26 protein-coding genes are annotated in these 25,503 nt (G+C 66.1%); 21 read left to right on the forward strand and 5 right to left on the reverse strand.

Translation table 11 applies throughout. The features are described from left to right. Position 1 precedes the first annotated feature (1 nt). Positions 2-469, forward strand: a complete 468-nt coding sequence (locus KUV82_RS04850) for a hypothetical protein (RefSeq protein ID WP_219955761.1) — start codon at positions 2-4, stop codon at positions 467-469. Here KUV82_RS04850 and KUV82_RS04855 read toward each other — a convergent pair. The 3 genes from KUV82_RS04855 to ccmA form a co-directional block, all read right to left on the reverse strand. After that, positions 466-2,178 carry a bifunctional sulfate adenylyltransferase/adenylylsulfate kinase gene (locus KUV82_RS04855; protein WP_219955762.1) on the reverse strand — a complete coding sequence of 571 codons (1,713 nt, stop codon included), beginning with the start codon at positions 2,176-2,178 and terminating at the stop codon, positions 466-468. The genes KUV82_RS04850 and KUV82_RS04855 overlap by 4 nt on opposite strands. Positions 2,179-2,243: 65 nt before the next feature. Next, positions 2,244-2,897 carry a heme exporter protein CcmB gene (locus KUV82_RS04860; RefSeq protein WP_219955763.1) on the reverse strand — a complete coding sequence of 218 codons (654 nt, stop codon included), beginning with the start codon at positions 2,895-2,897 and terminating at the stop codon, positions 2,244-2,246. Then, positions 2,894-3,475, reverse strand: a complete 582-nt coding sequence (gene ccmA / locus KUV82_RS04865; protein WP_219955764.1) for a heme ABC exporter ATP-binding protein CcmA — start codon at positions 3,473-3,475, stop codon at positions 2,894-2,896. Before ccmA ends, KUV82_RS04860 begins: the two co-directional genes overlap by 4 nt. A gap of 64 nt (positions 3,476-3,539) precedes the next feature. On the opposite strand from ccmA, the gene KUV82_RS04870 reads away from it, so the two are divergent. Further along, positions 3,540-3,833, forward strand: coding sequence for a 4a-hydroxytetrahydrobiopterin dehydratase (locus KUV82_RS04870; RefSeq protein ID WP_219955765.1), 294 nt, complete (start codon positions 3,540-3,542; stop codon positions 3,831-3,833). Positions 3,834-3,835: 2 nt separating this feature from the next. On the opposite strand, the gene KUV82_RS04875 is transcribed toward KUV82_RS04870, so the two are convergent. Together KUV82_RS04875 and KUV82_RS04880 are read right to left on the reverse strand one after the other, a co-directional pair. Next, positions 3,836-4,642: an SDR family oxidoreductase gene (locus KUV82_RS04875; RefSeq protein ID WP_219955766.1), complete on the reverse strand. Its 807-nt coding sequence runs from the start codon at positions 4,640-4,642 to the stop codon at positions 3,836-3,838. 23 nt (positions 4,643-4,665) lie between these two features. Then, positions 4,666-5,283 (reverse strand): DNA-3-methyladenine glycosylase family protein, encoded by a 618-nt coding sequence (locus KUV82_RS04880; RefSeq protein WP_219955767.1) that lies wholly within the window; start codon positions 5,281-5,283, stop codon positions 4,666-4,668. 90 nt (positions 5,284-5,373) lie between these two features. On the opposite strand from KUV82_RS04880, the gene KUV82_RS04885 reads away from it, so the two are divergent. The 19 genes from KUV82_RS04885 (at position 5,374) to ftsA (ending at position 25,454) form a co-directional block, all read left to right on the forward strand. Continuing rightward, positions 5,374-5,691 (forward strand): 2Fe-2S iron-sulfur cluster-binding protein, encoded by a 318-nt coding sequence (locus tag KUV82_RS04885; RefSeq protein ID WP_219955768.1) that lies wholly within the window; start codon positions 5,374-5,376, stop codon positions 5,689-5,691. 298 nt (positions 5,692-5,989) lie between these two features. After that, positions 5,990-7,006 carry a cysteine synthase A gene (locus KUV82_RS04890; protein ID WP_219955769.1) on the forward strand — a complete coding sequence of 339 codons (1,017 nt, stop codon included), beginning with the start codon at positions 5,990-5,992 and terminating at the stop codon, positions 7,004-7,006. A gap of 30 nt (positions 7,007-7,036) precedes the next feature. Then, positions 7,037-7,399, forward strand: a complete 363-nt coding sequence (locus KUV82_RS04895) for a hypothetical protein (RefSeq protein WP_219955770.1) — start codon at positions 7,037-7,039, stop codon at positions 7,397-7,399. After that, complete coding sequence (locus KUV82_RS04900; protein ID WP_219955771.1) at positions 7,377-8,114, forward strand: GldG family protein; 738 nt, start codon at positions 7,377-7,379, stop codon at positions 8,112-8,114. The genes KUV82_RS04895 and KUV82_RS04900 overlap by 23 nt, the downstream gene beginning before the upstream one ends. Before the next feature lie 407 nt (positions 8,115-8,521). Further along, a complete protein-coding gene (locus tag KUV82_RS04905; RefSeq protein WP_258319849.1) occupies positions 8,522-8,947 on the forward strand; it encodes a division/cell wall cluster transcriptional repressor MraZ in 426 nt (141 codons plus the stop codon). Continuing rightward, positions 8,944-9,882 carry a 16S rRNA (cytosine(1402)-N(4))-methyltransferase RsmH gene (gene rsmH / locus KUV82_RS04910; RefSeq protein WP_219955773.1) on the forward strand — a complete coding sequence of 313 codons (939 nt, stop codon included), beginning with the start codon at positions 8,944-8,946 and terminating at the stop codon, positions 9,880-9,882. The genes KUV82_RS04905 and rsmH overlap by 4 nt, the downstream gene beginning before the upstream one ends. Continuing rightward, complete coding sequence (locus KUV82_RS04915) at positions 9,882-10,382, forward strand: hypothetical protein (protein ID WP_258319880.1); 501 nt, start codon at positions 9,882-9,884, stop codon at positions 10,380-10,382. The genes rsmH and KUV82_RS04915 overlap by 1 nt, the downstream gene beginning before the upstream one ends. A gap of 62 nt (positions 10,383-10,444) precedes the next feature. Further along, a complete protein-coding gene (locus tag KUV82_RS04920; RefSeq protein WP_219956215.1) occupies positions 10,445-12,148 on the forward strand; it encodes a peptidoglycan D,D-transpeptidase FtsI family protein in 1,704 nt (567 codons plus the stop codon). Further along, positions 12,145-13,617 carry a UDP-N-acetylmuramoyl-L-alanyl-D-glutamate--2,6-diaminopimelate ligase gene (locus KUV82_RS04925; protein ID WP_219955775.1) on the forward strand — a complete coding sequence of 491 codons (1,473 nt, stop codon included), beginning with the start codon at positions 12,145-12,147 and terminating at the stop codon, positions 13,615-13,617. Before KUV82_RS04920 ends, KUV82_RS04925 begins: the two co-directional genes overlap by 4 nt. After that, positions 13,614-15,080, forward strand: a complete 1,467-nt coding sequence (locus KUV82_RS04930; protein WP_219955776.1) for a UDP-N-acetylmuramoyl-tripeptide--D-alanyl-D-alanine ligase — start codon at positions 13,614-13,616, stop codon at positions 15,078-15,080. The genes KUV82_RS04925 and KUV82_RS04930 overlap by 4 nt, the downstream gene beginning before the upstream one ends. 18 nt (positions 15,081-15,098) lie before the next feature. Beyond that, positions 15,099-16,169, forward strand: a complete 1,071-nt coding sequence (gene mraY, locus KUV82_RS04935) for a phospho-N-acetylmuramoyl-pentapeptide-transferase (protein ID WP_219955777.1) — start codon at positions 15,099-15,101, stop codon at positions 16,167-16,169. After that, a complete protein-coding gene (gene murD / locus KUV82_RS04940; protein WP_219955778.1) occupies positions 16,166-17,446 on the forward strand; it encodes a UDP-N-acetylmuramoyl-L-alanine--D-glutamate ligase in 1,281 nt (426 codons plus the stop codon). The genes mraY and murD overlap by 4 nt, the downstream gene beginning before the upstream one ends. After that, positions 17,443-18,708: an FtsW/RodA/SpoVE family cell cycle protein gene (locus tag KUV82_RS04945; RefSeq protein WP_219955779.1), complete on the forward strand. Its 1,266-nt coding sequence runs from the start codon at positions 17,443-17,445 to the stop codon at positions 18,706-18,708. Before murD ends, KUV82_RS04945 begins: the two co-directional genes overlap by 4 nt. After that, positions 18,705-19,904: an undecaprenyldiphospho-muramoylpentapeptide beta-N-acetylglucosaminyltransferase gene (gene murG, locus KUV82_RS04950; RefSeq protein WP_219955780.1), complete on the forward strand. Its 1,200-nt coding sequence runs from the start codon at positions 18,705-18,707 to the stop codon at positions 19,902-19,904. Before KUV82_RS04945 ends, murG begins: the two co-directional genes overlap by 4 nt. Further along, complete coding sequence (gene murC, locus KUV82_RS04955; protein WP_219955781.1) at positions 19,901-21,325, forward strand: UDP-N-acetylmuramate--L-alanine ligase; 1,425 nt, start codon at positions 19,901-19,903, stop codon at positions 21,323-21,325. Before murG ends, murC begins: the two co-directional genes overlap by 4 nt. Positions 21,326-21,369: 44 nt before the next feature. Continuing rightward, positions 21,370-22,296 carry a UDP-N-acetylmuramate dehydrogenase gene (gene murB / locus KUV82_RS04960; RefSeq protein ID WP_258319881.1) on the forward strand — a complete coding sequence of 309 codons (927 nt, stop codon included), beginning with the start codon at positions 21,370-21,372 and terminating at the stop codon, positions 22,294-22,296. A 20-nt stretch (positions 22,297-22,316) separates the two neighbouring features. After that, complete coding sequence (locus tag KUV82_RS04965) at positions 22,317-23,267, forward strand: D-alanine--D-alanine ligase (RefSeq protein ID WP_375541237.1); 951 nt, start codon at positions 22,317-22,319, stop codon at positions 23,265-23,267. After that, a complete protein-coding gene (locus KUV82_RS04970) occupies positions 23,260-24,168 on the forward strand; it encodes a cell division protein FtsQ/DivIB (RefSeq protein WP_219955784.1) in 909 nt (302 codons plus the stop codon). The genes KUV82_RS04965 and KUV82_RS04970 overlap by 8 nt, the downstream gene beginning before the upstream one ends. After that, positions 24,168-25,454 carry a cell division protein FtsA gene (gene ftsA / locus KUV82_RS04975; protein ID WP_219955785.1) on the forward strand — a complete coding sequence of 429 codons (1,287 nt, stop codon included), beginning with the start codon at positions 24,168-24,170 and terminating at the stop codon, positions 25,452-25,454. The genes KUV82_RS04970 and ftsA overlap by 1 nt, the downstream gene beginning before the upstream one ends. Positions 25,455-25,503: the final 49 nt, after the last annotated feature.

The following is a 25,503-nucleotide window of genomic DNA, read 5'->3' on the forward strand; positions in this document are numbered from 1 at the left end:
GATGAAGATAATTTCGCTGGTGACGCGCGGTGTTTTCGCCGTCATTCTTACTGCCCTGCTAGCTTCCTTCGCGATTTCGCTGGGCACGGGGATCATGGTCAGCGTCTTCGGTAGCCCACAGGCTTCGCCTTCGATGGCGGGCTATTTCGAGGCCATCGGTTTCGTGGCTTTTCTCGGCATGGCAGTCGCGGTTCCTGCGGCAGCAGCGGTGGCTTTGATAGTCGAAATTCCTCACGCCATCATCGCCCGTCGCAGGCAATTGCAGCCACCACTCCACTATGCGGTTAGCATCACGGGTGCCATCGCCCTGTGGGTCGTCTTCGTAGCGATTACCACCGATGCAGGCGATATCATCGGCAACGATGACCTTGCCTTCTCGCTGATCGCGTTCGTGATAGGCGGGACTTGCTCCGCGTTCGTTTGGCGCGCCTTGGTAATTGAGGCGCGCCCAAGACCGAATTCGCTCTAGGCAAGATACCCAAGCTTCTCCAGCTTGAGCAGAACCTGCTGCGCGGCCTGATCGATGGTGATGTCGGTCGTGTCGATCGTCATTTCCGGGTTTTCGGGCACCTCGTAAGGGTCGGAAATCCCGGTGAACTCCTTGATCACGCCCGCGCGCGCCTTGGCGTAGAGGCCCTTGCGATCGCGCGCCTCGCACACTTCGAGCGGGGTGTTGACGTGGATCTCGAGGAACCCGCCGAGCGGTTCGATCAGCTCGCGCACCACCCTCCGGCTGCCCGCATAGGGCGCGATCGGCGCGCAGATGGCGATGCCGCCGTTCTTGGTGATCTCGCTCGCAACATAACCGATCCGCTCGATGTTGAGGTTGCGGTGCTCCTTGGAAAAGCCCAGCTCGCTCGACAGGTTCTTGCGCACGATATCGCCGTCGAGCAGCGTGACGCGGCGTCCGCCCATTTCCATCAGCTTGGTCATCACCGCGTTGGCGATGGTCGACTTGCCGCTGCCCGAAAAGCCGGTGAAGAATAGGGTGAAACCCTGCTCGGTCAGCGGCGGATGCCGTTCGCGCAGCACTTCGACCACTTCGGGGAAGCTGAACCAGTCGGGCAATTCCAGATTGTGCTTCAGGCGGCGGCGCAGTTCGGTGCCGGAGATGTTGAGCTGGGTCTCGTTATCCTCGACCTCGTCGACCGGCGCATACTGCGCGCGCTCTTCGACATAGACCATCATCTTGAACGGCACGAGGCTGATCTCGAGCTCCTCCTGGTGCTCCACGAACAGGTCCTGCGCGTCGTAGGGGCCGTAGAATTCCTCGCCCTTGCTGTCTTTTCCGGGGCCGGCGTGATCGCGCCCGATGATGAAATGGGTGCAGCCGAAATTCTTGCGGATGATCCCGTGCCACACGGCCTCGCGCGGTCCGGCCATGCGCATGGCGAGCGGCAGGAGCGAGAGCGCGCTGGTCTGGTCGGGATAGTGCTGCATCAGCTTTTCGTAGCAGCGCACGCGGGTGAAATAGTCGATATCGCCCGGCTTGGTGAGGCCGACCACCGGATGCAGCAGCAGGTTCGCCTCCGCCTCGCGCGCGGCGCGGAAGGTGAGCTCCTGGTGTGCCCGGTGCAGAGGGTTGCGGGTCTGGAAAGCGACCACCTTGCGCCAGCTACGCTTGGCGAACATGTCGCGCAGTTCTTGCGGACTGTGGCGGTGCTGCATGAAGTCGAAGTGGCGCGGGGCCTGCACGCCTTTCAGCTTCCCGCCGAGATAGACCGGGCCCGAATGGTTAAGGAGCCGGTCGACTTCGGGATGCTTGTCATCGGTGGTGCCCAGCACGCCCTCGCATTCGGCGCGCTTGTCGGGCGTCCATTTGTCCGAAATCGTCATGGTGGCAATCAGCACGCCTTCGCGGTCGCGCAGGGTGATGACCTCACCCTCGTTGACAGTGTCGGCAAATTCCTGGCTGACATCGAGCGTGATAGGGATCGGCCAGAGCAGCCCGTTGGCGAGCCGCATGGTCGAAACCACGGCGTCGTAGTCTTCCTTGCCCTGGAAGCCTTCGAGCGGGGAAAAGCCGCCGTTCAGCAGCAATTCGATATCGCAGAGCTGGCGCGGGGTGAGGTCCCAACTGGGCCAGTCCTTGGACCTAGCCTTCTCCTCGGCGGCCTCCTCATCGCTCAGATAGAGGTTTTTCAGCTCGCCGCCGTGCGGTTCCTTCAGTGCACCCAAGGCCGTCTCTCCCGTTAGTCCTTCGTGGTTCGCACTTGGGGACAAAGCACATTATCGCCGCGCGATCACCCCTCTCGTGCCGAGCGGATCGCCGCGCCGGCGACGAAGGGTGTGACTGCGCACAGGCCGAGGCTGATCGCGGCGGCGAGGGCGATGCCTCCATCGCCGGTGGTCGAAAGCGCGCCCGCGCCGAAGATCAGGATGGGGACGGCCAGCGGAATGACCATCAGGCCCGCCAGCGCTGCGCCGCCCCTGAGGCTGGCCGTCAGCGCGGCCACGGCAAGGCCGACTGCGGCAAGCCCCGGCGTTCCCGCCAGCAGGCCGAGAAGGACCGTGCGCGTCGTTGACCCGTCTAGGCCAAGCAGCGCGGCGGCGGGCAGGGTGGCGAGCAGCAGCAGCGGCGCAAAGGCGAGCCAGTGGGCAAGAAGCCGCACGGCCATGGCCCATTCCTCGCTCACACCGCGCAGGTGCAGCTGGTCGAACACGCCCGCCTCCAGATCGCCCGCGACCAGCTTTTCGAGCGGCAGGATCGCGGCGAGCAGCGCCGCGACCCAGATGACTCCGCCGCCGGTGCGCGCCAGCAGCTGCGCGTCCGGCCCCACCGCGAAGGGGTAGAGCATGGCGACGGCGAGGAAGAACAGCAGCGGCAGCACGCCGCCGCCGCCGCGCCCGCCGGGGAGCAGCAGGCCGAGATCACGCCTCAGGAGTGCCGCTATCATGGTGCGTACTCCGACAGGTCGATGACTTGCGGGGAGGGCAGGGCAATCGGCTGGTGCGAGGCAACCAGCGCCAGGCCTCCGCCTGCGCAATGCTCTGCAATGATACGCTCGAACGCTGCGGTCGCGTCGCGGTCGAGCCCGTTGAGCGGTTCGTCGAGCAACCAGATCGCGCTGCCGGAATGGATCAGCCGCGCGAGCGCCGCGCGTTTTTTCTGCCCGGTCGACAGGTATCGCACCGGCACATCGAGCAGCGGTTCGAGTTGGAGCGCGGTGTAGATCGCAGCCGTGTCCGCCGCCCCGTCGAGCCGCTCCCAGAAGGCCAACGCATCGCCCAGCGGCAGGTTCGCATCGAGCGCAAGGCGTTCATCGACAAGGCTGACGGCGCCCTCGCGCTCGACCGTGCCCGCAAAGGGCCGCAGCAGCCCGCCAAGGATGCGCAGCAGGCTCGATTTGCCGATGCCGTTGGGGCCCGTGAGATGCACCGCATCGCCCGCTCCTGCCTCTAGCGAAAAGGCGCGCAGCAGCAGCCGCTCGCCGCGGCGGCAGGCAATATCCTTTGCGACGAGGCGAGCTTGCATGGGCCGGAGCGATAGGCAAAAGCGCCCGCAGCGACAAGCAAGACAAATAGGAGATTCGCGCGCCATGACCGTAGAGCAGCTGACCGAGGAAGAACGCGACAGCTGGCTGCGCGGCCTCAACGGATGGTCGCTGGCGCGCGAGGGCAAGGCGATCGAGCGGACTTTCGAATTCGCTGATTTCTCGCAAGCGTTCGCCTTCATGACCCGCGTGGCAATGATTGCCGAGACGCGCGATCACCATCCCGAATGGTTCAATGTCTACAATCGCGTCGAAGTCACCCTGACCACGCATGACGCGGGCGGGTTGTCCCTGCGCGACGTGAAGATGGCGCGCAAGATCGACGCGCTCGTCGCCTAGGCCTACTGGCCGAGCGGGCGCGCGCTTTCGCGGGTCTGCTTGCGTACGCGGCCCGGCAGCCAGCGCGCGGCGAAGGCCATCGACTTGGCGGTCTTGCCGACAGTCGTGTGCAGTTTCTCGCCGTGCACGGCAGCCCAGGCGGCTGCGGCGACTTCCTCGACAGGGGTGATTTCAAGGCCCGCTTCGGTAACCCGTTGGCGAATGCCTTCGTTGGTGCGGGCGTTGGGATTGTGGTCGAGCAGCGGGGTGTCGATGAAGCTCGGCATCAGGCTTCTTACATTGATGCCGTCTTCCGCCCATTCGCCATCGAGGCTTTCGGTGATGGCGCGCACGCCGAACTTGGTCGCCGAATAGACGCTCGCGCCCGGCGTGCCGTAGATCCCCGCCGCGCTTGCCGTGTTGAGCAGGCACGAGCCGGGAGCGGTCTTCTTGAGATGCGGATGGGCTGCCTGCGCGCCGAACAGCACGCCCTTGAGGTTGATGTCGAGGCAGCGCTCGATTTCCTCGGTGCTGTTTTCCATGAGCGATCCGCCGAGCGGAATACCCGCGTTGTTGAACAGCACGTCGATGCGCCCGCCGGTTGCGACCGAGAAGGCTTCCAGCGCTTCGTCCCAGGCGGCGCGGTCGCGCACGTCGAAGGCGTGGGAATAGACGAAACCGTTGCCGATCAGCTCGGCGGTCTCGCGCATGCCGGCCTTGTCTATGTCGCCGAGGCCGATGAACCAGCCGCGTTCGGCAAAATACAGGGCCACGGCGCGCCCGATGCCGGAACCGCCACCAGTGATGAAAATCGCTTTGCGCTCGCTCATGTTCTCTCTCCCTCGTCGCGCGCCTAGAGCGCCGCGTTGTTGTAAGTGTGCCAGGTGAAGATGGCCATGGCGCCGCGATAGGGGCTCCATTTCTCGCCCAGCGCGCGGGTTTCCTTCTCGCTTGGGCGGGCCGGCAGTTCGAGCAGGCGCCCAACGGCTTCCTGCACCGCCAGGTCGCCCGCGGGCCATATGTCCTGCCGGCCTTCGGCAAACAGCAGGTAAATCTCGGCCGACCAGCGCCCGATGCCCTTGATCCGGGTCAGCTCGGCAATCGCCTCCTCGTCGCTTTCGGGCAGTTTCTCGATGTCGAGCTCGCCGCCCGTCACCAGTTCGCACAGGCTGCGGGCGTAGCCCTGCTTCTGGCGCGAAAGGCCGCAGGCGCGCAGTGTGTCGAAATCGCGCGCAAGCAGCTCATGCGCGTGCATCTCCTCGCCCAGTTCAGCCTCGAGCTTGTTCCAGACCGATGCTGCAGCGGCCACGCTGACCTGCTGGCCGACGATCGTGCGAAGCAGGGTCTTGTAGCCGGTGGGGCGGATACGCTCTTCGGGATAGCCGCAGCGCTCAATGGCCGATGCGACCACCGGGTCGTCTTGCGCCACCGTATCGAGATGCTGCCGCAATTGTTCGTTTGTGAGGCCCATGGGCTGCGCGCTTGCCTTCCCCGCCGCGATTGAATAGCAGCCGCTCGAATAGGGTCGACCAGTGGCCCTTTGCAACCGAGGATACGCGCAATGCCCAAACTGATCGTCACCACCCGCGAAGGCGAAACCAGCGAAATCGACGTCGCCGACGGCCTGACCGTGATGGAAGCGATCCGCGACAACGGCTTTGACGAGCTGCTGGCGCTGTGCGGCGGCTGCTGTTCGTGCGCGACCTGCCACGTCACGGTGGACCCGGCCTTTGCCGACAAGCTGCCGGCGATGAGCGAGGACGAGGACGACCTCCTCGAATCGACCGACCACCGCGAAGCGACCTCGCGCCTGTCGTGCCAGATCCCGTTCACGCCGGATCTCGACGGCCTGAAGGTCACCATCGCGCCGGAAGATTGATTTTGGCTTGCGTGCGGTCAGGACGTTCGTCCTGATCTTGCTGCGGCACCAGCTTTTCCCTTCCTTTTCTGTTTGGTGCGCCTTCGACATCCGTCGAAGGCTTGCTGTTCCGTCCCGCTCCCCCTCCCGGCCACCCACGGCACGGTATTCTATGGGTGGCCGGGAGGGGGAGCGGGACGGAACAGCCGAAGGGAAGCGCGGATGCGCTTCACGCACCCGACAATAATCCAGTCCTCCTTTCCCGCCTGAAGATTGATGTTGTTTGCGGGTTAAGGTGCGTGCGCCTACCTCCCCAATCATGACTGCAATTCCCGTACGCGAGCATGCGCTCGACCTTATCGGCAACACGCCGCTCGTCCGCCTCGAAGGACCGAGCGCGGAAGCCGGCTGCGACATTTTCGGCAAATGCGAATTCGCCAATCCTGGCGCCTCGGTGAAGGACCGCGCCGCGCTTTACATCATCCGTGATGCGGAAGAGCGCGGCGAGCTCAAGCCCGGCGGCACGGTGGTCGAAGGCACGGCCGGCAACACCGGCATCGGCATCGCCTTGGTCGCGAACGCGCTGGGCTATCGCACGATCATCGTGATGCCCGACAACCAGAGCCAGGAAAAGATGCAGACCCTGCGCGCGCTGGGCGCGGAGCTGGTCACGGTACCGCCGACCAAATACGCCGACTGCAACCACTTCCAGCACGTCTCGCGCCGCATGGCAGGCGAGATCGATGGCGCCATCTGGGCCGGCCAGTTTGACAACACCGCCAACCGCAAGGCGCATATCGAGACCACGGCGAAGGAGCTGTGGGAGCAGCTTGACGGCCGCATCGACGGTTTCACCTGCGCCGCCGGCACCGGCGGGACCATTGCCGGCGTCGGCATGGGCCTGAAGGAGCTGGACGAGACGGTGACCATCGCGCTCACCGACCCGCACGGCGCCGCGCTTTACAATTACTACGCCCACGGCGAGCTGAAGGCCGAAGGCTCCTCGGTCGCCGAAGGGATCGGGCAGGGCCGCATCACCGGCAATCTCGAAGGCGCTCCGATCGACACGCAGTTCCGCGTCTCGGACGAAGAGGGCATCGCCTGGGTCGCGCGCTTGCTGCGCGAAGAGGGGCTGTGCCTCGGCCTGTCGAGCGGCATCAACGTTGCCGGCGCCATTGCGCTGGGCAAGCAGCTGGTCGCCGAAGGTCGGGAGAACCCGCGCGTCGCAACCATCCTGTGCGATACCGGCTTCCGCTATCTCTCGACGCTCTACAACGCCGAATGGCTGGCTTCGAAGGACCTGCCCGTATTCGATTGGTTGCAAGCGGGCGATTGACTGGCGCTGCGGCGTCCCTAGGCTAAGCGCGTGCCCCAGTTTTTCGACATGAGCCGCAAACCGCCAGCAGGCGAAGTTTCGGATGTCGGCGTGAGCGATGCGCGCCGCGCGCGCAATGTGCAGCGCCTGCAGATCGGGATCACGGGCATCGTGATGATGATCCTGCTGGTGGGCCTTGCCAACATCATCCAGGACCGCGCGATGGAAAGCGACGCGACCACGGTCCCCGATGCCGCGCCGACCACCGAGCCGACGCAAGCAGCAACGCAGAACGACCCGCTGGTCGAAGCGGGCGTGGTGCCAGATTTGCCGGCCGAGCCGAACACGCCGCCGGTCGCAACCCCCACCGCCGCTACACCGCCGGAAACCGATGCCGAGGTCCCTGCAGACTAGCGCGCTCGTTTCGGCGCTTTTCCTGCTGCTGGCTTCCTGCTCGGCGGGTCCGGCTACCGAGCAGGCGGGTGACCGGCCCGAGGTCGGCCTGTTCTCGACACTGCCGATCTATTGGGGTGAGGGCGGATTCGCCGCCGTGCTCGATGGCACCGATGAGAAAAGCTGGGTGCGCCGCGTTTTGGAGCAAAGCTACACGCTCGAACCGCTCGATACGCTCGAGGCAGAGGCCCTGGCCGGGCTCGACCGCGTCATCCTCGCCCAGCCGCGACCGCTCGCGCCATCGGAAAACGTGGCGCTCGACGACTGGGTCAGCGCCGGCGGGCAGCTTCTTGTCTTCGCCGATCCCTTGCTGACGCACCATTCGGACTTTGCCCTTGGCGACAAGCGGCGGCCGCAGGATGTCGTGCTGATATCGCCGATCCTGACGCGCTGGGGCCTGGAATTGCGGTTCGATGAGGCGCAGCCGGGGGGCGAGCGCCTGGTCGAAACACCCTATGGCGAAACGCCAATCAATCTTGCGGGCGAGCTAGCCTTGCGGGCCTCGTCGCAGTGCTCGCTCGAGGGAGAGGGCCTCTTTGCCCGGTGCGCCATCGGCGAGGGCCAGGTCCTAGTGATGGTCGATGCTGCGCTTTTGGAGTCTGGCCATCATGGCGAGGAGCCGAAGGATCGCGCCGCGGTGCTTGTTGCGCTTACGGATGCCGCGTTTTTGCGCTGACACGGGATTATGCGGGACGGGATCGGGGATCTCCCGGGGAAGCCCGCGCGACTCCGCAGAATTGCGTGCATTTCCAGATTCTTCCTTAGGAAAGTGGTAACTCTTTCGAGTGCGTTGGTGCAAAAATAGATGCATTAAATCAGATACTTGCAGGCTTATCCCGTAAAATCCCGCAATTTTCCCTTCCATCCCCGCCTCTCCCGCGATAAACCGACCACACATCGGACAAGCACTGTCTATGCGCGCCCGGCCCGCAGCCGGAGCGGCTCGCCCACACGTCTGGGCGAGTGGGGGAGGGTGTTGCCTGATGGGGAGGAACGCAAAACCGATTTCGGGGTGCAGGGACAGTGTCTTTTGGAGGGTACAGCGGTCAGGCCTATTCGCCCGCAGGCGATAAGGGCCGCTTTGTGCTTCCGCCCCTCTTCCGCAAGGCGCTGAAGGAAAGCAGCGACGGGCGCGTCCTGTGCCTCATGAAGCACCCCAGCTGGAAATGTCTCGTCGGCTTCGGCCTCAGCCGTAAACCCGAACTCGAAGCCCAGCTCGACCGCGAGGAAGAGATGGCGGTGCGCCTCGGCAAGGAATTCGACCGCGATACGCGCTCGAGCCAGCTGTTCGGCTTCCAGGAAATGCCCTTCGACGACAGCGGCCGCTTCGTCATGCCCGAACACCTGCGCACTCTCGGCGGGATCGAGGACGGCCTTTACTTCCAGGGCGGTGGCCGCTTCTTCACCCTCTGGAATCCGGAAGAGCTCGCCAAGATGGGCGACGACTGGGCGGGCGCTAAGGCGGCCTGCGAAAGCTTCCTCGCCGACGCGAAGGCGAAGGGCAAATGAGCGAAGCGCCCCACATCCCCGTCCTGCTCGACGAAGTGATCGAAGCGCTCGACCCGCAACCGGGCGACGTCGTGATCGACGCAACCTTCGGTGCGGGCGGATACACCCGCGCGCTGCTGGAACGCGGCGCGACCGTGCACGCCTTCGACCGGGATCCCGACGCGATAGCCCAGGGCCGCACCTGGCGCGAGACGGAGGAAAATCCGCCGCGCCTCGTTCTTTATCCGCACCGCTTCTCCGAGATGCTCGACGTCATGACATCGGCCGGCGTCGCCAAGATCGATGGCGTCGTCATGGATATCGGCGTGTCCTCGATGCAGCTCGACCAGGCGCATCGCGGCTTTGCCTTCTCCTCGGACGGGCCGCTCGACATGCGCATGAGCCAGGACGGCGAAAGCGCAGCCGATTTCCTCAACACCGCCGATGAGGGCGTGATTGCGGACGTGCTCTACACCTATGGCGAAGAGCGCCAGTCGCGCCGGGTTGCCCGCGCGATCGTGGCCGCGCGCCCGCTGTCGACCACCGGCGAACTGGCCCGCGTGGTGCGCAAGGCGCTGGGCCACAAGCCGCACGACAAGAAAGACCCGGCCACCCGCACCTTCCAGGCCATCCGAATTCATGTGAACGGCGAGCTCGACGAACTGTCCCAAGGCCTGTCGGCTGCCGAACACCTGCTGTGCGAAGGGGGCCGCCTTGCCGTGGTCAGCTTCCACAGCCTCGAAGACCGGATCGTCAAGCGCTACCTGCGCGAGGCGTCCTCAACCCCGAGCGCCTCGCGTCATGTCCCCATGGTCGCGCAGGACGATCCGGTTTTTTCGAAGGTTTCCAAGGCGATCAAGCCCGGCGCGGCCGAGGTCGAGCGCAACCCGCGCGCCCGTTCCTCCGTGCTGCGCCACGCTACCCGCACCGCCACTCTTGCACGGGAGGCCGCGTGATGGTTGGCGGTTCGCGCATTCGCCAGATCGGCTGGGCCCTCGTGCTGGGCATTTGCTTTGCGCTGCTTCTCGCGCTGACATTCAAGGTCAACGCGGTGAAAAGCGACGTGCGCCTTGCCGAGCGCCAGATCGTTGCCGCGCAGCGCGCCAAGCTGCTGCTCGAAACCGAGTTCGAAACCCGCGCCAGCCAGCAGCAGCTGTCCGACTGGAACGCGGTCGAATTCGGCTACGCAGCGCCGCGCGCCGACCAGTACCTTGAGAGCGAACGCCAGCTCGCCGCGCTTGGAACGCCGCGCGGGATCGATGCGCCCAAGCCGGTGCGCGTCGCGCTCAACCGTCCGGCACCTGAGGAAGAGAACCTCTTTGCCGAATGGCTTGCCGAGACTGGTGAAGTCCCTGAGCGCCCTGAGCGCCGCGACCTCGTGGCAGCCACCGGCCTTGCCGAACGCCTGGCCAGCCCGACCGTGAAGATGACCGCCGTTGCGGAGGTGAGCCAGTGAACGCCTTCTCCGGCTTCGGCCCGGCAATCGCCGCAGGCAGGAGCGGGCACGGGGCAGTAAGCATGGCGGTGGCCTCGGGCCGGGTCCAGCTTGTCACCATTCGCCAGCGCTCGCTCACGCTTGCCCGCTGGCGTGTGTTGTGGATCGTCCTCGGCTTCGCCTTTGTCGCGCTGCTCGCGCTGGTGCGCATCGCCTATCTCGGCATGTCCGACCACGGCCTTCGCGGCACCTCGCTTGAAGAGGCGTTGCTGCCCCCGCGCGGCGAGATCACCGATCGCAACGGCGTGCCGCTGGCGCGCGCGTTTCCCGCCTACGCCCTGTGGTTCAACCCCAAGGCGCTGGGCGAAGACGGCGCGCCTCTGGTGCGTGACCCGGCCACGGTTTCCGCCAAGCTCAAGGCGATTTTCCCCGATCTCGACGAAGAGAATGTCGCCGTCCAACTCGCCTCGAGCAAGCAGGGCTACATCCGTCGCCGCGTGCTGCCGGAAGAAGCGAACAGGGTGCAGGACATCGGCGAGCTCGCGCTGGAAATGCCGATGGAGAACGACCGCCATTACCCGCAAGGGTCGATGGCGGCGCACGTGCTTGGCTATGTCGCGGCCGACGGCAAGGGCCGGGTCGGCATGGAGCAGGTGCTCGACGCGCAGCTTTCCAACCCCGCCACCCGCGGCACGCCGGTGGCATTGTCGATCGACAGCCGCGTGCAAGGCGCGCTGGAGGACGAGCTGCGCCGCGGCATGAAGCTGGTGCAGGCGCAGGGCGGGGCGGGCATCGTGCTCGACGTGGATACGGGCGAAGTGCTGGCGCTGGCCTCGCTGCCCGAATTCGACCCCAACAAGATCGACGCGCGCGGACAGAGCCTGATGTTCAACCGCGTGACCAACCAGGTCTACGAACTCGGCTCGACCTTCAAGCCGCTGTCGGTTGCCGCTGCCATCGACGCGGGCGTGGTGCGCAACCTCGGCCGGCGCTGGGATGCAAGCCCGGTCAAGGTCGGACGCTTCAGCATCAAGGACAGCCACGACATGGGCGCCGACCTCAACGTGGTCGAGACGCTGATCCATTCGTCCAACACCGTGACCGCGCGCGTCGCCGACGAGCTGGGCCCGGAACGCATGCGCCGCACGATGATAGATCTCGGTATGAACGAGCGGCCCTATATCGAGCTGCCGGCCAAGGGCTTCCCGATCTGGCCGGGCGACAAGTGGCCGCGCCTGCGCAACATGACCGTGGGCTACGGCCACGGCATTGCCGTTACCCCGCTGCACCTCGCCAGCGCCTACGCCGCCATGGTCAACGGTGGTATCTGGCGTCCGGCAACCCTGCGCAAGCTCGGCCCCGGTGAAGCGCCCAAGGGCCGCCGCGTGTTCAAGGCCTCGACCTCCAGCCGCATGCGCCAGATCCTGCGCGCCATCGCGATTTACGGCACCGGCAAGAACGCCGACGCGCCGGGTTACCGCGTGGGCGGCAAGACCGGCTCGGCCGAGAAGCCGGGAGGCAGCGCAGGCTATCGCCGCACGGCGCTCGTATCGACCTTTGCCGCGGCTTTCCCGATGGATCGCCCGCGCTATGTCGTCATCGCCATGCTCGACGAGCCGCGCGGGACGCTCGCCAGCTCCTACCAGCGGACCGCGGCCTGGAACGCTGCGCCGATCGTCGGCCGCCTTGTGCCGCGTATCGGCCCGCTGATCGGCGTGCGCCCGGACGACACGCGAGACATCGATATATCCGACATCACCCCGCTGATCCCGGAGGCGCGCAAGTGACCCTCGCCAAGCTTTGCGCGGCCGCTGGCCTTTCGTGCGACGGTGATGCCACGGTGAGCGGCTTTGCGATCGACAACCGCAAGGTTGCCCCCGGCACCGTCTTCGGCGCGTTCCAGGGCGCACAGGTCAACGGCGAGGACTTCATTCCCGCCGCCATCGAAAGCGGTGCCGTCGCTGTCGTCGCCCGGCCGGAGGCAAAGGTCGAGGGCGCGATCCACATCGCGGATGCCACCCCGCGCCGCGCCTTTGCCGCGCTTGCCGCGCAGTTCTTCACGCCCGTCCCCGAGCACATCGTCGCGGTCACTGGGACCAATGGAAAGACATCCTGTGTCGAAATGACGCGCCAGATCTGGCGTATGGCGGGCGAGCGCGCGGCCAGCATCGGCACGCTGGGTGTGACCACGCCCGACGAAAGCGTTTCCACCGGCCTGACGACGCCCGACATCGTCACCTTCCTGTCGAACCTCAGCGGGCTGGCGCGCGAAGGCGTGACCCATGTGGCCTACGAGGCATCGAGCCACGGCCTTTCCCAGTTTCGCAACGAGGGGGTGGCGGTCGAGGCCGCCGGTTTCACCAACTTCAGCCGCGACCACCTCGATTACCACGTCGACATGGAAGACTATTTCGCCGCCAAGATGCGCCTCTTCGACGAGGTCGTGGCAGACGGCGCAACGGCAGTTATCTGGATGGGTTCGGGCGAGAGTGGCTGGAACGCGCGCGTTGTCGAACACGCCGAGAAGCGCGGCCTCACCATCATGACCGTGGGCGAGCAGGGCGATGCCATCCGCCTGACCAAGCGCGAGCCGACCCAGCTCGGCCAGTCGCTGACGGTCGAGCACGCAGGGACGAGCCGGACCATCAACCTGCCCCTGATCGGTGCCTACCAGGTTTCGAACGCGCTGGTCTCGGCAGGCCTCGCGCTGGCGACGGGTGTCGACGCTGGCCAGGTGTGGGACGGGGTAGCCCGCCTCCAGCCGGTTCGCGGGCGGCTCGAACGCGCGGTCATCGCCCCCTCGGGCGCTCCGGTCTATATCGATTACGCGCACACGCCCGACGCGCTGGAAGCGGCGATTGCCGCGCTACGCCCGCATGTCTCGGGCCGGCTCATCACCGTTTTCGGCGCAGGCGGGGACCGCGATCACGGCAAGCGCGCGCCCATGGGCGAGGCGGCGGCCAAGGCCAGCGATCTTGTCATTGTCACCGACGACAATCCGCGCGGCGAGGATGCTGCGGATATCCGCCGCCAGGTGCTTGAAGGCGCGCCGGGAGCGCGCGAAGTGGGTGGGCGCCGCGAAGCGATCCACGCTGCCATTGCCGAAGCGGGCGAGAACGACATCGTGCTCGTCGCCGGCAAGGGACACGAAACGGGTCAGATCATCGGATCGGGAGAGAATATGAAGGTCCTGCCCTTCGACGACGTCGAGGTTGCGCGCGAATGCGCGGCTCAAATTGCACGAGGTGAGGCATGAGCGCCGCCATCTTGCGCCATCCGGCCTATCTCGAATGGCCCGCCGACCCGCGCGACCGCCTGCCGCTGACCCTGTGGGACGCGAAGGCCATTGCCGAGGCCGTGGGCGGAACCGCAAGCCATGATTTCCAGGCCGCCGGTGTCGAAATGGACAGCCGCGACGTGGTCAACGGCGATCTCTTCATTGCGCTGAAGGGCGAGGCGATGGACGGCCACCGCTTCCTCGACAAGGCCTTCGCCAATGGCGCAGCCGGTGCGATCGTCGATCGCCCGGTCGACTGGCCGCATATCCTCGTCGAGGACACCACTGAAGCGCTGAAGGCGCTGGCCCGCGCAGCTCGCAACCGGGTCGAGGCCAAGATCATCGGCGTGACCGGATCGGTCGGCAAGACCGGCGTCAAGGAAGCCATCTTTGCATCGCTCGAACGCGCCAGCCGCGGCGCGGCGCACCGGTCCACGCGCAGCTACAACAACCATGTCGGCGTGCCGCTGAGTCTGGCGCGCATGCCGGCGCGCAGCCGTTTCGGCATCTTCGAAATGGGCATGAACCACGCGGGCGAGATCGAAGGTCTTACCACGCAGGTCCGCCCGCATGTCGCGGTCATCACCACCATCGCGCCCGCGCATATCGAGAACCTCGGCAGCATGGAGGCCATCGCTGACGCCAAGGCCGAAATCTTCATGGGCCTCGAACCGGGCGGCACCGCCGTCATTCCGACTGACACCCCGCATTACGAGCAACTGCGCGAAGCGGCCGAGAAACTGGGTGCCAACATCGTCAGCTTCGGCACCGCGCGCTTTGCGGACGTCCGCCTGCTCGACGCTATTCCAAGCGCCAACGGCGGCAGCCTGGTGACCTGCGAGTTTTCCGAAGGGCGCCTGTGCTACACGGTGGCCGAGCCGGGCGAACACTGGGTGGTCAATTCGCTTGCTGTCATGGCGGCAGTGCGCGCGGCGGGCGGCGATATGGCCGCAGCCGGGCTGGCGCTGGCCGAGATGGGCGGCCTCAAGGGGCGCGGCGCGCGCCACGGGATCGAGGCGCCGGGCGGCAAGGCGCTGCTGATCGATGAAAGCTACAACGCCAACCCTGCCAGCATGCGCGCCACGCTCGCGCAGCTGGGCCAGACCCCCTCGACCCGCCGCATCGCGGTGCTGGGCGCGATGAAGGAGCTGGGCGATTTCGCGCCCAAGTTCCACGCCGCGCTTGCCGAGCCGATTGCCGAGGCCGATGTCGACTATGCGGTGCTGGTGGGCGACGAGATGCGCGCCCTCGCGCAGGAGCTGGGGAAACCGCAGAACTCTGCGCTTGGCAAGCCGCTTGCCTACGCGCATTGCGAGAGTGCCGAAGAGGCGATCGAGCTGCTCGAAACCTTCGGTGTCGTCGCAGGCGACGCCGTGCTGGTCAAAGGCTCCAACTCGGTCGGCCTGGGGCGGCTCGTGGAACACTTCACCCGCGTCACCTGACGCGACGAGAGGCCGGATTTGCTTTACCACCTCGCCGAATGGTTGAACTTCGAAGGCGTCTTCAACCTCGTGCGCTACCAGACGTTCCGCGCGGGCGCGACGCTGATGACCGCGCTGATCATCGGCATGCTGATCGGCCCGCGCTTCATCGACATGCTGCGCGTGCGCCAGGGCAAGGGCCAGCCGATCCGCGAAGACGGGCCGCAGACCCACCTCGCCAAGCGCGGCACCCCGACCATGGGCGGGCTCATGATCCTCATCAGCCTGACGCTGTCGGTGCTCTTGTGGATGGACCTGTCGAACCCATTTATCTGGGCCTGTCTGGCGGTGACGCTGGGCTTCGGGCTGATCGGCTTCCTTGATGATTACGACAAGGTCTCCAAGGCGAGCCACAAGGGCGTATCGGCAAAAGTTCGACTGCTGATGGAATTCATCGTGGCGGGCGTCGCAAGCTACATCATCGTCAGCCAGATCAACACCTTCCTCTACGTGCCCTTCTTCAACAACCTCGGGCTCGAGCTGAGCTATTTCTACTACGTCTTCGCCGCCATTGTGATCGTGGGCGCGGGCAACGCGGTGAACCTCACCGACGGGCTCGATGGCCTTGCCACCATGCCGGTGATCATTGCGGCGGGCACCTTCGCGCTGATCGCCTACCTCGTCGGCCGCGTCGACTTTTCGACCTATCTCGGCATTCCGCATGTCGAAGGCGCGGGCGAGCTCGCGATCTTCTGCGCGGCGATCATGGGGGCGGGGCTTGCCTTCCTGTGGTTCAACGCGCCGCCGGCTGCTGTCTTCATGGGTGACACGGGGTCGCTGGCTCTCGGCGGGGCGCTGGGCGCGATTGCCGTGGCGACGCACCACGAGGTCGTCCTCGCCATAGTCGGCGGTCTGTTCGTGTTCGAGGCGCTTTCGGTCATCATCCAGGTCTTCTGGTTCAAGCGCACCGGTCGCCGCGTCTTCCGCATGGCGCCGATCCACCACCATTTCGAACAGCTTGGCTGGTCGGAGAGCAAGGTGGTGATCCGGTTCTGGATCGTGTCCATCGTGCTCGCACTCATGGGGCTCGCGACGCTCAAGCTACGATGATCACCTCACCCGCCTGGAAGGACAGAAGATACGCGGTGCTCGGCCTCGCGCGGTCCGGCCGGGCGACGGTCGAGGCGCTGCTGGCGGCGGGCGCGGATGTGCTGGTGTGGGACGACCGCGCCGAGGCCCGCGAGCCTTACGCCGGACGCTGTGCCATCGGCGATCCGCTGGAAGCAGACCTGACCGGCTATGCGGGCGTGGTCGTCAGCCCGGGCGTGCCGCTCAACACCCACCCGATCAAGCCGCATGCCGACAGCTTCGGCGTGCCGGTGATCGGCGACATCGAACTCTTCGCGCAGGCGAGGGCGGAGCTGCCGCCGCACAAGGTCGTCGGCATCACCGGTACCAATGGCAAGTCGACCACCACCGCGCTGGTCCATCACATCCTCAAGACCGCAGGCGTGCCGACCACCATGGGCGGCAATATCGGCCTTCCGATCCTCGAACAGGAGCCGCTTCCGGATGGCGGGGTCTATGTGCTGGAGCTGTCGAGCTACCAGATCGACCTGACCTACTCGCTCGACTGCGACGTGGCGGTGCTGCTGAACATCACGCCGGATCATCTCGATCGGTACGATGGGGATTTCGCGAAGTATGCTGCTGCAAAGGCTCGGTTGTTCGAAATGCAGTCAGCCAGCAGCTTGGCGATCATGACGGATTCGGTGGTTGGAAGTGTCGAGGATCTATGGCTTCGAACCACGTCGAAGAAGTTCTGCCTAGAGGGCACGCTTAGCGGCATGAACGAATGGCCGTCTCTGAAGGGGCCACATAACTGGCAGAATGCTGAAGCTGCAATGGCAGTGGCGGACGCACTCGGGGTAAAGAAGGATCGGGTACGGGACGCTCTTCGTACCTACCGAGGCCTCCCGCACCGCATGGAGCGTGTCGCGGAAATCTCCGGCGTTGCTTACGTCAACGACAGCAAGGGCACGAACACCGCCGCCTCCGCTCCCGCGCTGGCGGCCTTCGACAACATCCACTGGATACTCGGCGGGCTCGCCAAGGAGCCGGGTCTGGGCGAGTGCGAGGCCGAACTGCCGCACGTGAAAGCCGCCTACACCATCGGCAAGGCAGGGCCGGACTTTGCAGCCCTGCTGGACGGCCGCGTCCCGGTGGAACAGTGCGAAACGCTCGACCGTGCGGTGAGTGCTGCGGCAGCCAAGGCCGAAGCGGGCGATACCGTCCTCCTCTCGCCCGCCTGCGCGAGCTTTGACCAGTATCCTGACTTCGAGAAGCGCGGCGAGCATTTCCGCGCGCTGGTGGAGGCGCTGGCATGAGCACCGTGCAGCCTTACGTCCCCGGCAAGCGCGCCCCGGCGCATATGCCCAAGGGCAAGCTTTCGCGTTGGTCGGAACTCAAGATCTGGTGGCGCGAGATCGACCGCGTGCTGCTGCTGCTTGTGCTGTTGCTGATGAGCCTTGGCACCATTGCCGTTGCCGCCGCCAGCCCTGCAACCGCCAGCCGCCTGTCGACCGCCAGCATCACGCTGGACCCGCTCTATTTCTTCTACCGACACCTCGCCTGGCAGGTGCTGGCCATCGGCACGCTACTCGGCATCTCGATGCTCACGCGCGAGAACGCCCGCAGGCTTGCCCTGTTGCTGGCCGCGGGGATGACGGGCCTGCTGTTCCTCGTCCCGCTGATCGGGGTGGAGATCAACGGCGCGCGGCGCTGGATCAACCTTGGCATGCAATTCCAGCCGTCCGAATTCCTGAAGCCCGGCTACGCCATTGCGCTGGCCTGGGTGCTGAGCTGGCGCCTGCGCGATCCAAACCTTCCGGTGCTGGGCATCGCCACCGCCTACCTCGCGCTGATCGCCGCGCTTTTGATGATGCAGCCCAACTTCGGCGGCACGATCCTGTTTGCCGGCGTGTGGTTCGTGATGGTCGTGCTCTCGGGCGTCGACGTGAAGCGCCTGGGCGCCGTGGTCGGTGGCGGCATCGTGGGCCTGACGGCGACCTATTTCCTTTACGACAACGCGCGCCACCGCATCGACGCCTTCCTTGGCGGCGGCACGGCCTACGACCAGGTCGACCTTGCCAGCCGCACGCTGCTTGCCGGCGGATGGACCGGCGCGGGCTACGGCCTCGGCATTCGCAAGATGAGCCTGCCCGAAGCGCATACGGACTACATCTTCTCGGTTATCGGGGAGGAGTTCGGCCTCATCGCCTGCGCGATGATCGTGCTCCTCTACCTCGCCATCGTCGTGCGCGTGCTGATGCGCCTGATCGACGAGGACGACCTGTTCGCTCTCCTTGCGGGCGCGGGGCTGACCGCGCTGCTGGGCGGGCAGGCCTTCATCAACATCCTCGTCAACCTGCAGCTCTTCCCATCGAAGGGCATGACGCTGCCGCTGGTGAGCTATGGCGGGTCCTCGACCATCGCGATCTGTATCACGGTCGGCCTGTTGCTGGCGGTCACGCGGCGCAATCCGTTCCTGAAAAGCCGGACCAGGGGACTTGGCGACCGCCTCGGCATCGGGCAGACGGCCCCGATGAACGAGAACACGGGTTCCCCGCGCCGGGAGATTCAACCATGACCGGGGCCAGCAGCCGTCACTATGTCCTTGCAGCCGGAGGTACCGGCGGCCACCTGTTGCCCGCCTTTGCGCTGGCCACCGAGCTGGAGCGGCGCGGGCACCATGTTGCGCTGATTACCGACGCACGCGGGGCAGAAATCCCCGGCAAGCCCGATTTCCTGCCCGCCCATGTCATTCCTGCGGGCCGCTTCGGCAAGAACCCGCTGACCTGGATCAAGGGCGGCAAGGCCGTGCTGGAAGGGCGCCGCATGGCGCTGCGCCTGTTCGAAAGCTTCGAGCCGAGCGCGGTGGTCGGCTTTGGCGGCTACCCCTCGCTGCCCGCGATCCTCGCGGCAACCAGCGCGGGCGTGCCGACCATCGTGCACGAACAGAACGCCGTGCTCGGCCGGGTGAACCGCCTGTTCGCCGGCCGTGTGCAGGCCATCGCGACGGCTTATCCGGAAGTCGAGCGGCTCGACGCGAAGCACGCGGAAAAGACCCACCTTGTCGGCAATCCAGTGCGCGCGGGCGTGCTTTCCCTGCGCGACGAACCCTTCCCAGCTTTCACCGAAGAAGGCCTGCTGCGCGTTCTCGTCACCGGCGGCAGCCAGGGCGCGCGGGTGCTGTCCGAAGTCGTGCCCGATGGCCTCTCGATGCTTCCGCCCGCGCTGCGCGAGCGCTTGCAGGTGACCCAGCAGTGCCGTCCGGAAGATCTCGACGCGGTGCGCGAACGCTACCGCGTCCACGGCATCCCGGCCGAACTCGCGACCTATTTCGAGGACATGGCCGCGCGTCTCGCCGATGCGCACCTGTTCATCGGCCGCGCAGGCGCCTCGACCATTGCCGAGCTGACAGCAGTAGGCCGCCCGGCAATCCTCATTCCGCTGCCAATCGCGACCGACGACCACCAGGCCGCCAACGCGCGCGAGCTCGCCAAGGCGGGTGGGGCGCGCATGGTCCGGCAGGAAAAGTTCACCGGCAAGGAGCTGGCCAAGCAGATCAAGGCGCTCGCGGAAAACCCGCAAGGGCTCGCCAAGGCCGCCCATGCAGCGTGGAATTGCGGCCGGCCCAGGGCGGTCGAGGACCTTGCCGACCTCGTCGAAAGCTTCGGCGGGGCGGACATGATGGATGTCATCAAGGTGGGCGGAAACAACGCGCGCGCCGCATCGCAGGGGGCTCCTGCCGGACAGGGCGCGGCAAAGGAGCGGGCGGAATGAGGGGCGTTCCCACAGACATCGGCACGATCCATTTCGTCGGCATCGGCGGCATCGGCATGTCTGGCATTGCCGAGGTGATGAACAACCTCGGCTATTCGGTCCAAGGTTCGGACATGAAGGAAAGCCCGACGGTCGAGCGGCTGCGCAAGCGCGGCATCACCGTGGCGATCGGTCATGCGCCGGAGAACGTCGAAGGCGCAGCCGTGGTCGTCACCTCGACCGCTGTGAAGCGCACCAATCCCGAGGTCGCTTATGCGCTGGAAAACCGCATTCCCGTGGTGCGGCGCGCGGAAATGCTGGCCGAGCTTATGCGCCTCAAGTCGACCGTCGCGGTCGCGGGTACGCATGGCAAGACGACCACGACCAGCATGATCGCCGCGCTGCTCGATGCAGGCAAGATCGACCCCACGGTCATCAACGGCGGCATCATCGAGCAATACGGTTCGAACGCGCGCCTCGGCGACAGCGAGTGGATGGTGGTCGAAGCCGACGAAAGCGACGGCAGCTTCCTGCGCCTCGACGGGACCATCGCGGTGGTCACCAACATCGATCCCGAACACCTCGATCACTACGGCGATTTCGACGGGGTGAAGGACGCCTTCGTCGAGTTCATCCACAACGTGCCCTTCTACGGCGCGGCGGTGCTGTGCATCGACCACGAGGAAGTGCAGGCGGTGATCGGCAAGGTGCGCGACCGCAATGTCGTGACCTATGGTTTCAACCTGCAGGCCGATATCTGCGGGGTGAATGTGCGGCCCGATGCGGGCGGCAACTGCTTCGACGTGATAGTGCGCCGCCGCGGCCAGGAAGATCGACGTATCGAAGGCGTGCGCCTGCCGATGCCCGGCCGTCACAACGTCCAGAACGCGCTCGCCGCGATTGCGGTGGCGATCGAGATGGGCTGCCCGGACGAGGTCATCTGCAACGGCTTCTCCGCCTTTGGCGGGGTCCGCCGCCGCTTCACCAAGGTTGGCGAAGTGCCGAGCGGCGAGGGCGTGGCGACCATCATCGACGATTACGGCCACCACCCGGTCGAGATCAAAGCCGTGCTGGGCGCAGCGCGCGAAAGCGCAGGCGAAGGCCGCGTGATCGCGGTCGTCCAGCCACACCGCTACACCCGCCTGCGCGATTTGATGGACGACTTCCAGAGCTGCTTCAACGCGGCCGACGAGGTCTTCGTGACCCCGGTCTATGCCGCGGGCGAGGACCCGATCGAGGGCGTCGACGCCGATGCACTCGTGGCGGGCCTCAAGGCGCGCGGCCACCGCGCAGCGCGCACCGTCGCTGACGAAGGCGAACTCGCCAGCGTCCTTGCGCAGGAACTGCGCGCGGGCGACTTCGTCGTATGCCTCGGCGCGGGCGACATAACCCAATGGGCAGCTGGCCTTCAGAACGGCATTGCCAAGGCGACCACGTCATGAGCGATCTCGACCAGCCCGGAGACGCCTGGAACTGGGACAGCGGCATGGCGCCCGACTGCGAAGTCGAGGGCGGCATCGCTGCGCCCGTCGAAATACAGGGCCTGCGCGGCAAGCTGACGGCGGATGCGCCGCTCGCAAAGCTCGTCTGGTTCAAGGCCGGTGGCCGGGCCGACTGGCTGTTCGAGCCGGCCGATCTCGACGATCTGAAACTCTTCCTCGAACGGCTCGGCGGGGACTTGCCTGTCATGGCGCTGGGCCTTGGCTCCAATCTGATCGTGCGCGACGGCGGCGTGCCGGGCGTTGTGGTGAAGCTGGGCAAGCCATTCGCGCGGATCACCTATTCGGACGATTGCACGCTGACCTGCGGCGCAGGCGCGCACGGCATTCTGGTTGCCTCGACCGCGCGCGATGCGGGCATTGCCGGTGTCGAATTCATGCGCGGCATCCCCGGCACCGTCGGCGGCTTCGTGCGTATGAACGGCGGCGCCTATGGCCGCGAGGTCAGCGACGTGCTGATCGATTGCGACGTGGTCTTGCCGGGCGGCGAATATGTGACGCTTCCGGCTGCGGACCTTCAGTACACCTACCGCCACTCGGCCTTGCCCGAAGGCGCGGTCGTGGTGCGCGCGCGTTTCCAGGGCGAACCGGGCGATCCGGAAGTCATCGGCGCCAAGATGGACTCGATTGGCGAAGCACGGGAAAAATCGCAGCCGCTGCGCACGCGCACGGGCGGATCGACCTTCAAGAACCCGCCGGGCAAGAAGGCCTGGGAGCTTGTCGATGCGGCCGGCTGCCGCGGCCTCAAGCTGGGCGGGGCGCAAGTGAGCGAGAAGCACACCAACTTCCTTCTCAATATCGATGAGGCCACCAGCGCCGACATCGAACAGCTTGGTGAGGAGGTGAAACGCCGCGTCTATGAAAACTCGGGCGTCGAGCTCGAATGGGAAATCCAGCGGGTGGGACGGCCGTGACGCTCGAAACGAAACTTCACATGGCCGTGCTCATGGGTGGCTGGGCCAACGAACGACCCGTGAGCCTCATGTCTGGCGAGGGCGTCGCCAAGGCGCTCGAGGAACGCGGGCACAAGGTCACGCGCATCGACATGGACCGGCAAGTCGCCGCGCGCATTGCGGAAGTCGCACCCGATGTCGTCTTCAACGCGCTGCACGGCGTTCCGGGCGAGGATGGTACGGTGCAGGGCATGCTCGACCTGATGGGCGTCCCCTATACGCATTCCGGCCTCGCAACCTCGGTTATCGCGATCGACAAGCAGCTCACCAAACAGGCGCTGGTGCCGCATGGCATCCCCATGCCGGGCGGCCGGATCGTGAAAAGCGCCGATCTCTACGCGCGTGATCCCCTGCCGCGCCCCTATGTCCTTAAGCCGGTAAACGAAGGCAGTTCCGTCGGCGTCGCCATCGTTACCGACGAGGGCAATTACGGCAATCCGATTGCGCGCGATGCCAAGGGGCCGTGGCAGGAGTTTGCCGAGCTTCTGGCCGAGCCCTATATCAAGGGCCGCGAGATGACGACGGCGGTGGTCGATTTCGAAGACGGACCGCGTTCGCTCGCGGTTACCGAGCTGAAGCCCAAGAGCGGCTTTTACGATTTCGACGCCAAATACACCGACGGCATGACCGACCATATCTGCCCGGCCGACATCCCCGATCGGATCGCGGCGTTGTGCCACGAATACGCGCTCAAGGCGCACAAGGTTCTTGGCTGCCGCGGCACCAGCCGGACCGATTTTCGCTGGGACGAGGAGCAGGGCGAAGATGGCTTGTTCGTGCTCGAAACCAACACCCAGCCGGGCATGACCCCGCTCAGCCTGGTGCCCGAACAGGCGCGGCACGCGGGTATCGAATACGGCGAGCTGTGCGAACTGGTGGTGGCAGCGGCAATGCGTCACCATACCTCCAAATCGGACGGCACAGATGGCTAAGGTCTCGCGCAAGCCTACCGGCGTGCGGCGGTCCGCTGCAGCGCGCAACCGCAGCCAGAAGGCGCGCGCGGCCAAGCGGCACACCAGCGGCCTGCTCGACCGCGCCATGGCGGCGCTGCCCTTCACCGAGGAGCAGTGGCACAAGTTTTTCCTGTTCGTGATTGTCGCCGCTGGCCTGGCCGTTGCCTGGACCATTGCCAGCTTTGCAGGCGTGCCCGAATTGGCGCGAAGCGAGCTGGCCAAGTCCGCCTCGCGCTCGGGGTTCGAGGTCAGCCGGGTGCAGGTGTCCGGCGTTGAGCGGATGAACGAGCAGCTCGTCTACGAGCGCGTTCTGGCTGAACAGGACCGGCCGATGCCGCTGGTCGAGCTTGGCGATGTGCGCGAGCGGCTGCTGGAATTGTCCTGGGTCGCCGATGCGCGCGTGTCGCGCCAGCTCCCCGATACGCTCAAGATCGATATCGTCGAGCGCGTGCCGCATGCGGTGCTGCGCAAGCCCGACCGGTTGATGCTGATCGATCCCGAGGGCAACGAGCTCGAGCCGATCAGCGCCAAGGATGCCGAGGGCAAGCTGTTGATCGAGGGGCCGGGCGCAGCGCGCCAGGTGCAGGAACTGGGCAAGCTGCTCGACGCAGCGCCTGCGCTGAAGCCGCAGATCGCCTCTGCCGAATGGGTCGGCAACCGGCGCTGGAACCTCACCTTCAAGACCGGCCAGCTGCTGGCGCTTCCCGAAGGCGATCTCGGCGCGCCGGCGCTGGTCAAGTTCGCCCAGCTCGACGGGATGCACCGTCTGATCGGCGGCAAGCCCATCGCGATCGACATGCGCGTGCCCGACCGGGCTTACCTGCGCTGCGAAGACGGGCCGTGCCCCAAGCAGGTCGCGCTTAACGGACGGGCGCAGTAATGGCCGGGCCGCAGCCTCGCATCACCCGCGTGTTCGGTGCGGTGAACGTCGGGTCCTTCCGCGTATCCGCCATGATCATGGGCGAGGCCGAAGGCGGCGAGATGGTCGTGCTCGGCTCCAGCCACCGGGCGAGCGACGGGATCAAGCGCGGCTATGTCACCGACATGCGCGCTGCCAGCCACGCGATCCGCACCGCAGTCGAGAAGGCGGAGGCCAACGCCAACACTTCGGTCCAAAGCGTGTGGATCGGCTGTGCGGGCGCTGGACTTTCCAGCAAGATCTCGAGCGTCGAGATCGCCATCGGCGGACGGCGCATCGAAGAAGACGATATCGAGCACCTGCTTTATGCGGCGCGCGATCACCTGCACCCGGACGGGCGCATGGTGCTGCACGCGCAGCCGGCGCACTACACGCTCGACGGCGCGCATGGCGTGGCCAACCCCAAGGGCCTCCACGCCGAGGCGCTGGGCGTCGATGTCCATGTGACGCTTGCCGAGGGCGCGCCGGTCAGGAACCTGATCGAGGCGGTCCAGACCGCTCACCTCGACGTCGAAGGCGTTGTCGCGAGCCCGCTGGCGGCCGCTTACGCCTGCCTGACGGGCGAGGAACGCGATCTCGGCGTAGCGCTTGTGGAAATCGGCGCGCAGGTCACCAATGTCTCGGTTCATGCCGCGGGCATGTTGCTGGGCCTCAAATCCATTCCCGTCGGGTCCAACGATATCACCGATGCGATAGCCTCCTCGCTGGGCATTCGCCGCAGCCAGGCCGAGCGCCTCAAATGCGTTGCCGGTTCGGCCATCGCCACACCTACCGACCACCGCGAGATGATCCCCGTCAACGCCCCCGGCGAAGAGCCCGGCGGCAGGCTGGCGCGCGGGGCGGACGAACAGAACCGCATTGCCCGGGCCGAGCTGGTTGCCATCGTCACCGACCGCTTGGGCGTTGTTACGGCCGAAATTGGCAAGGCACTCAAATCGATGGGCTTTTCGGGCGCGCAGGGCGGCCAGGTCGTCCTCACCGGCGGGGGGGCGGAGCTCCACGGGATCGCCGAATTCATGCAAGGCGCGCTGGGCCGCCCGGTGCGCATTGGCAAGCCGCCGGCGCTTCAGGGCCTGCCCGAAGCGCACGCCACACCGGGCTTTGCAACGCTGGCGGGTCTGTGTCTCTACGCCGCCGACGATCCGGCCGATATCCGCTCGGTCGGGCCGCGCTACCAGCCCACCAAGCGCTATCGCGGCGTGGGTCTGGTGAACCGTGTGTTTCAAGCGGTGCGCGAATACTTCTGAGGCTTGATGCGCGGCGGAATCGCGCGTTTAGCCCTTGTGGATAAGGCGG

This window comes from Qipengyuania flava (assembly GCF_019448255.1).
In the GTDB taxonomy this organism is placed as follows: Bacteria; Pseudomonadota; Alphaproteobacteria; order Sphingomonadales; family Sphingomonadaceae; genus Qipengyuania; species Qipengyuania flava_A.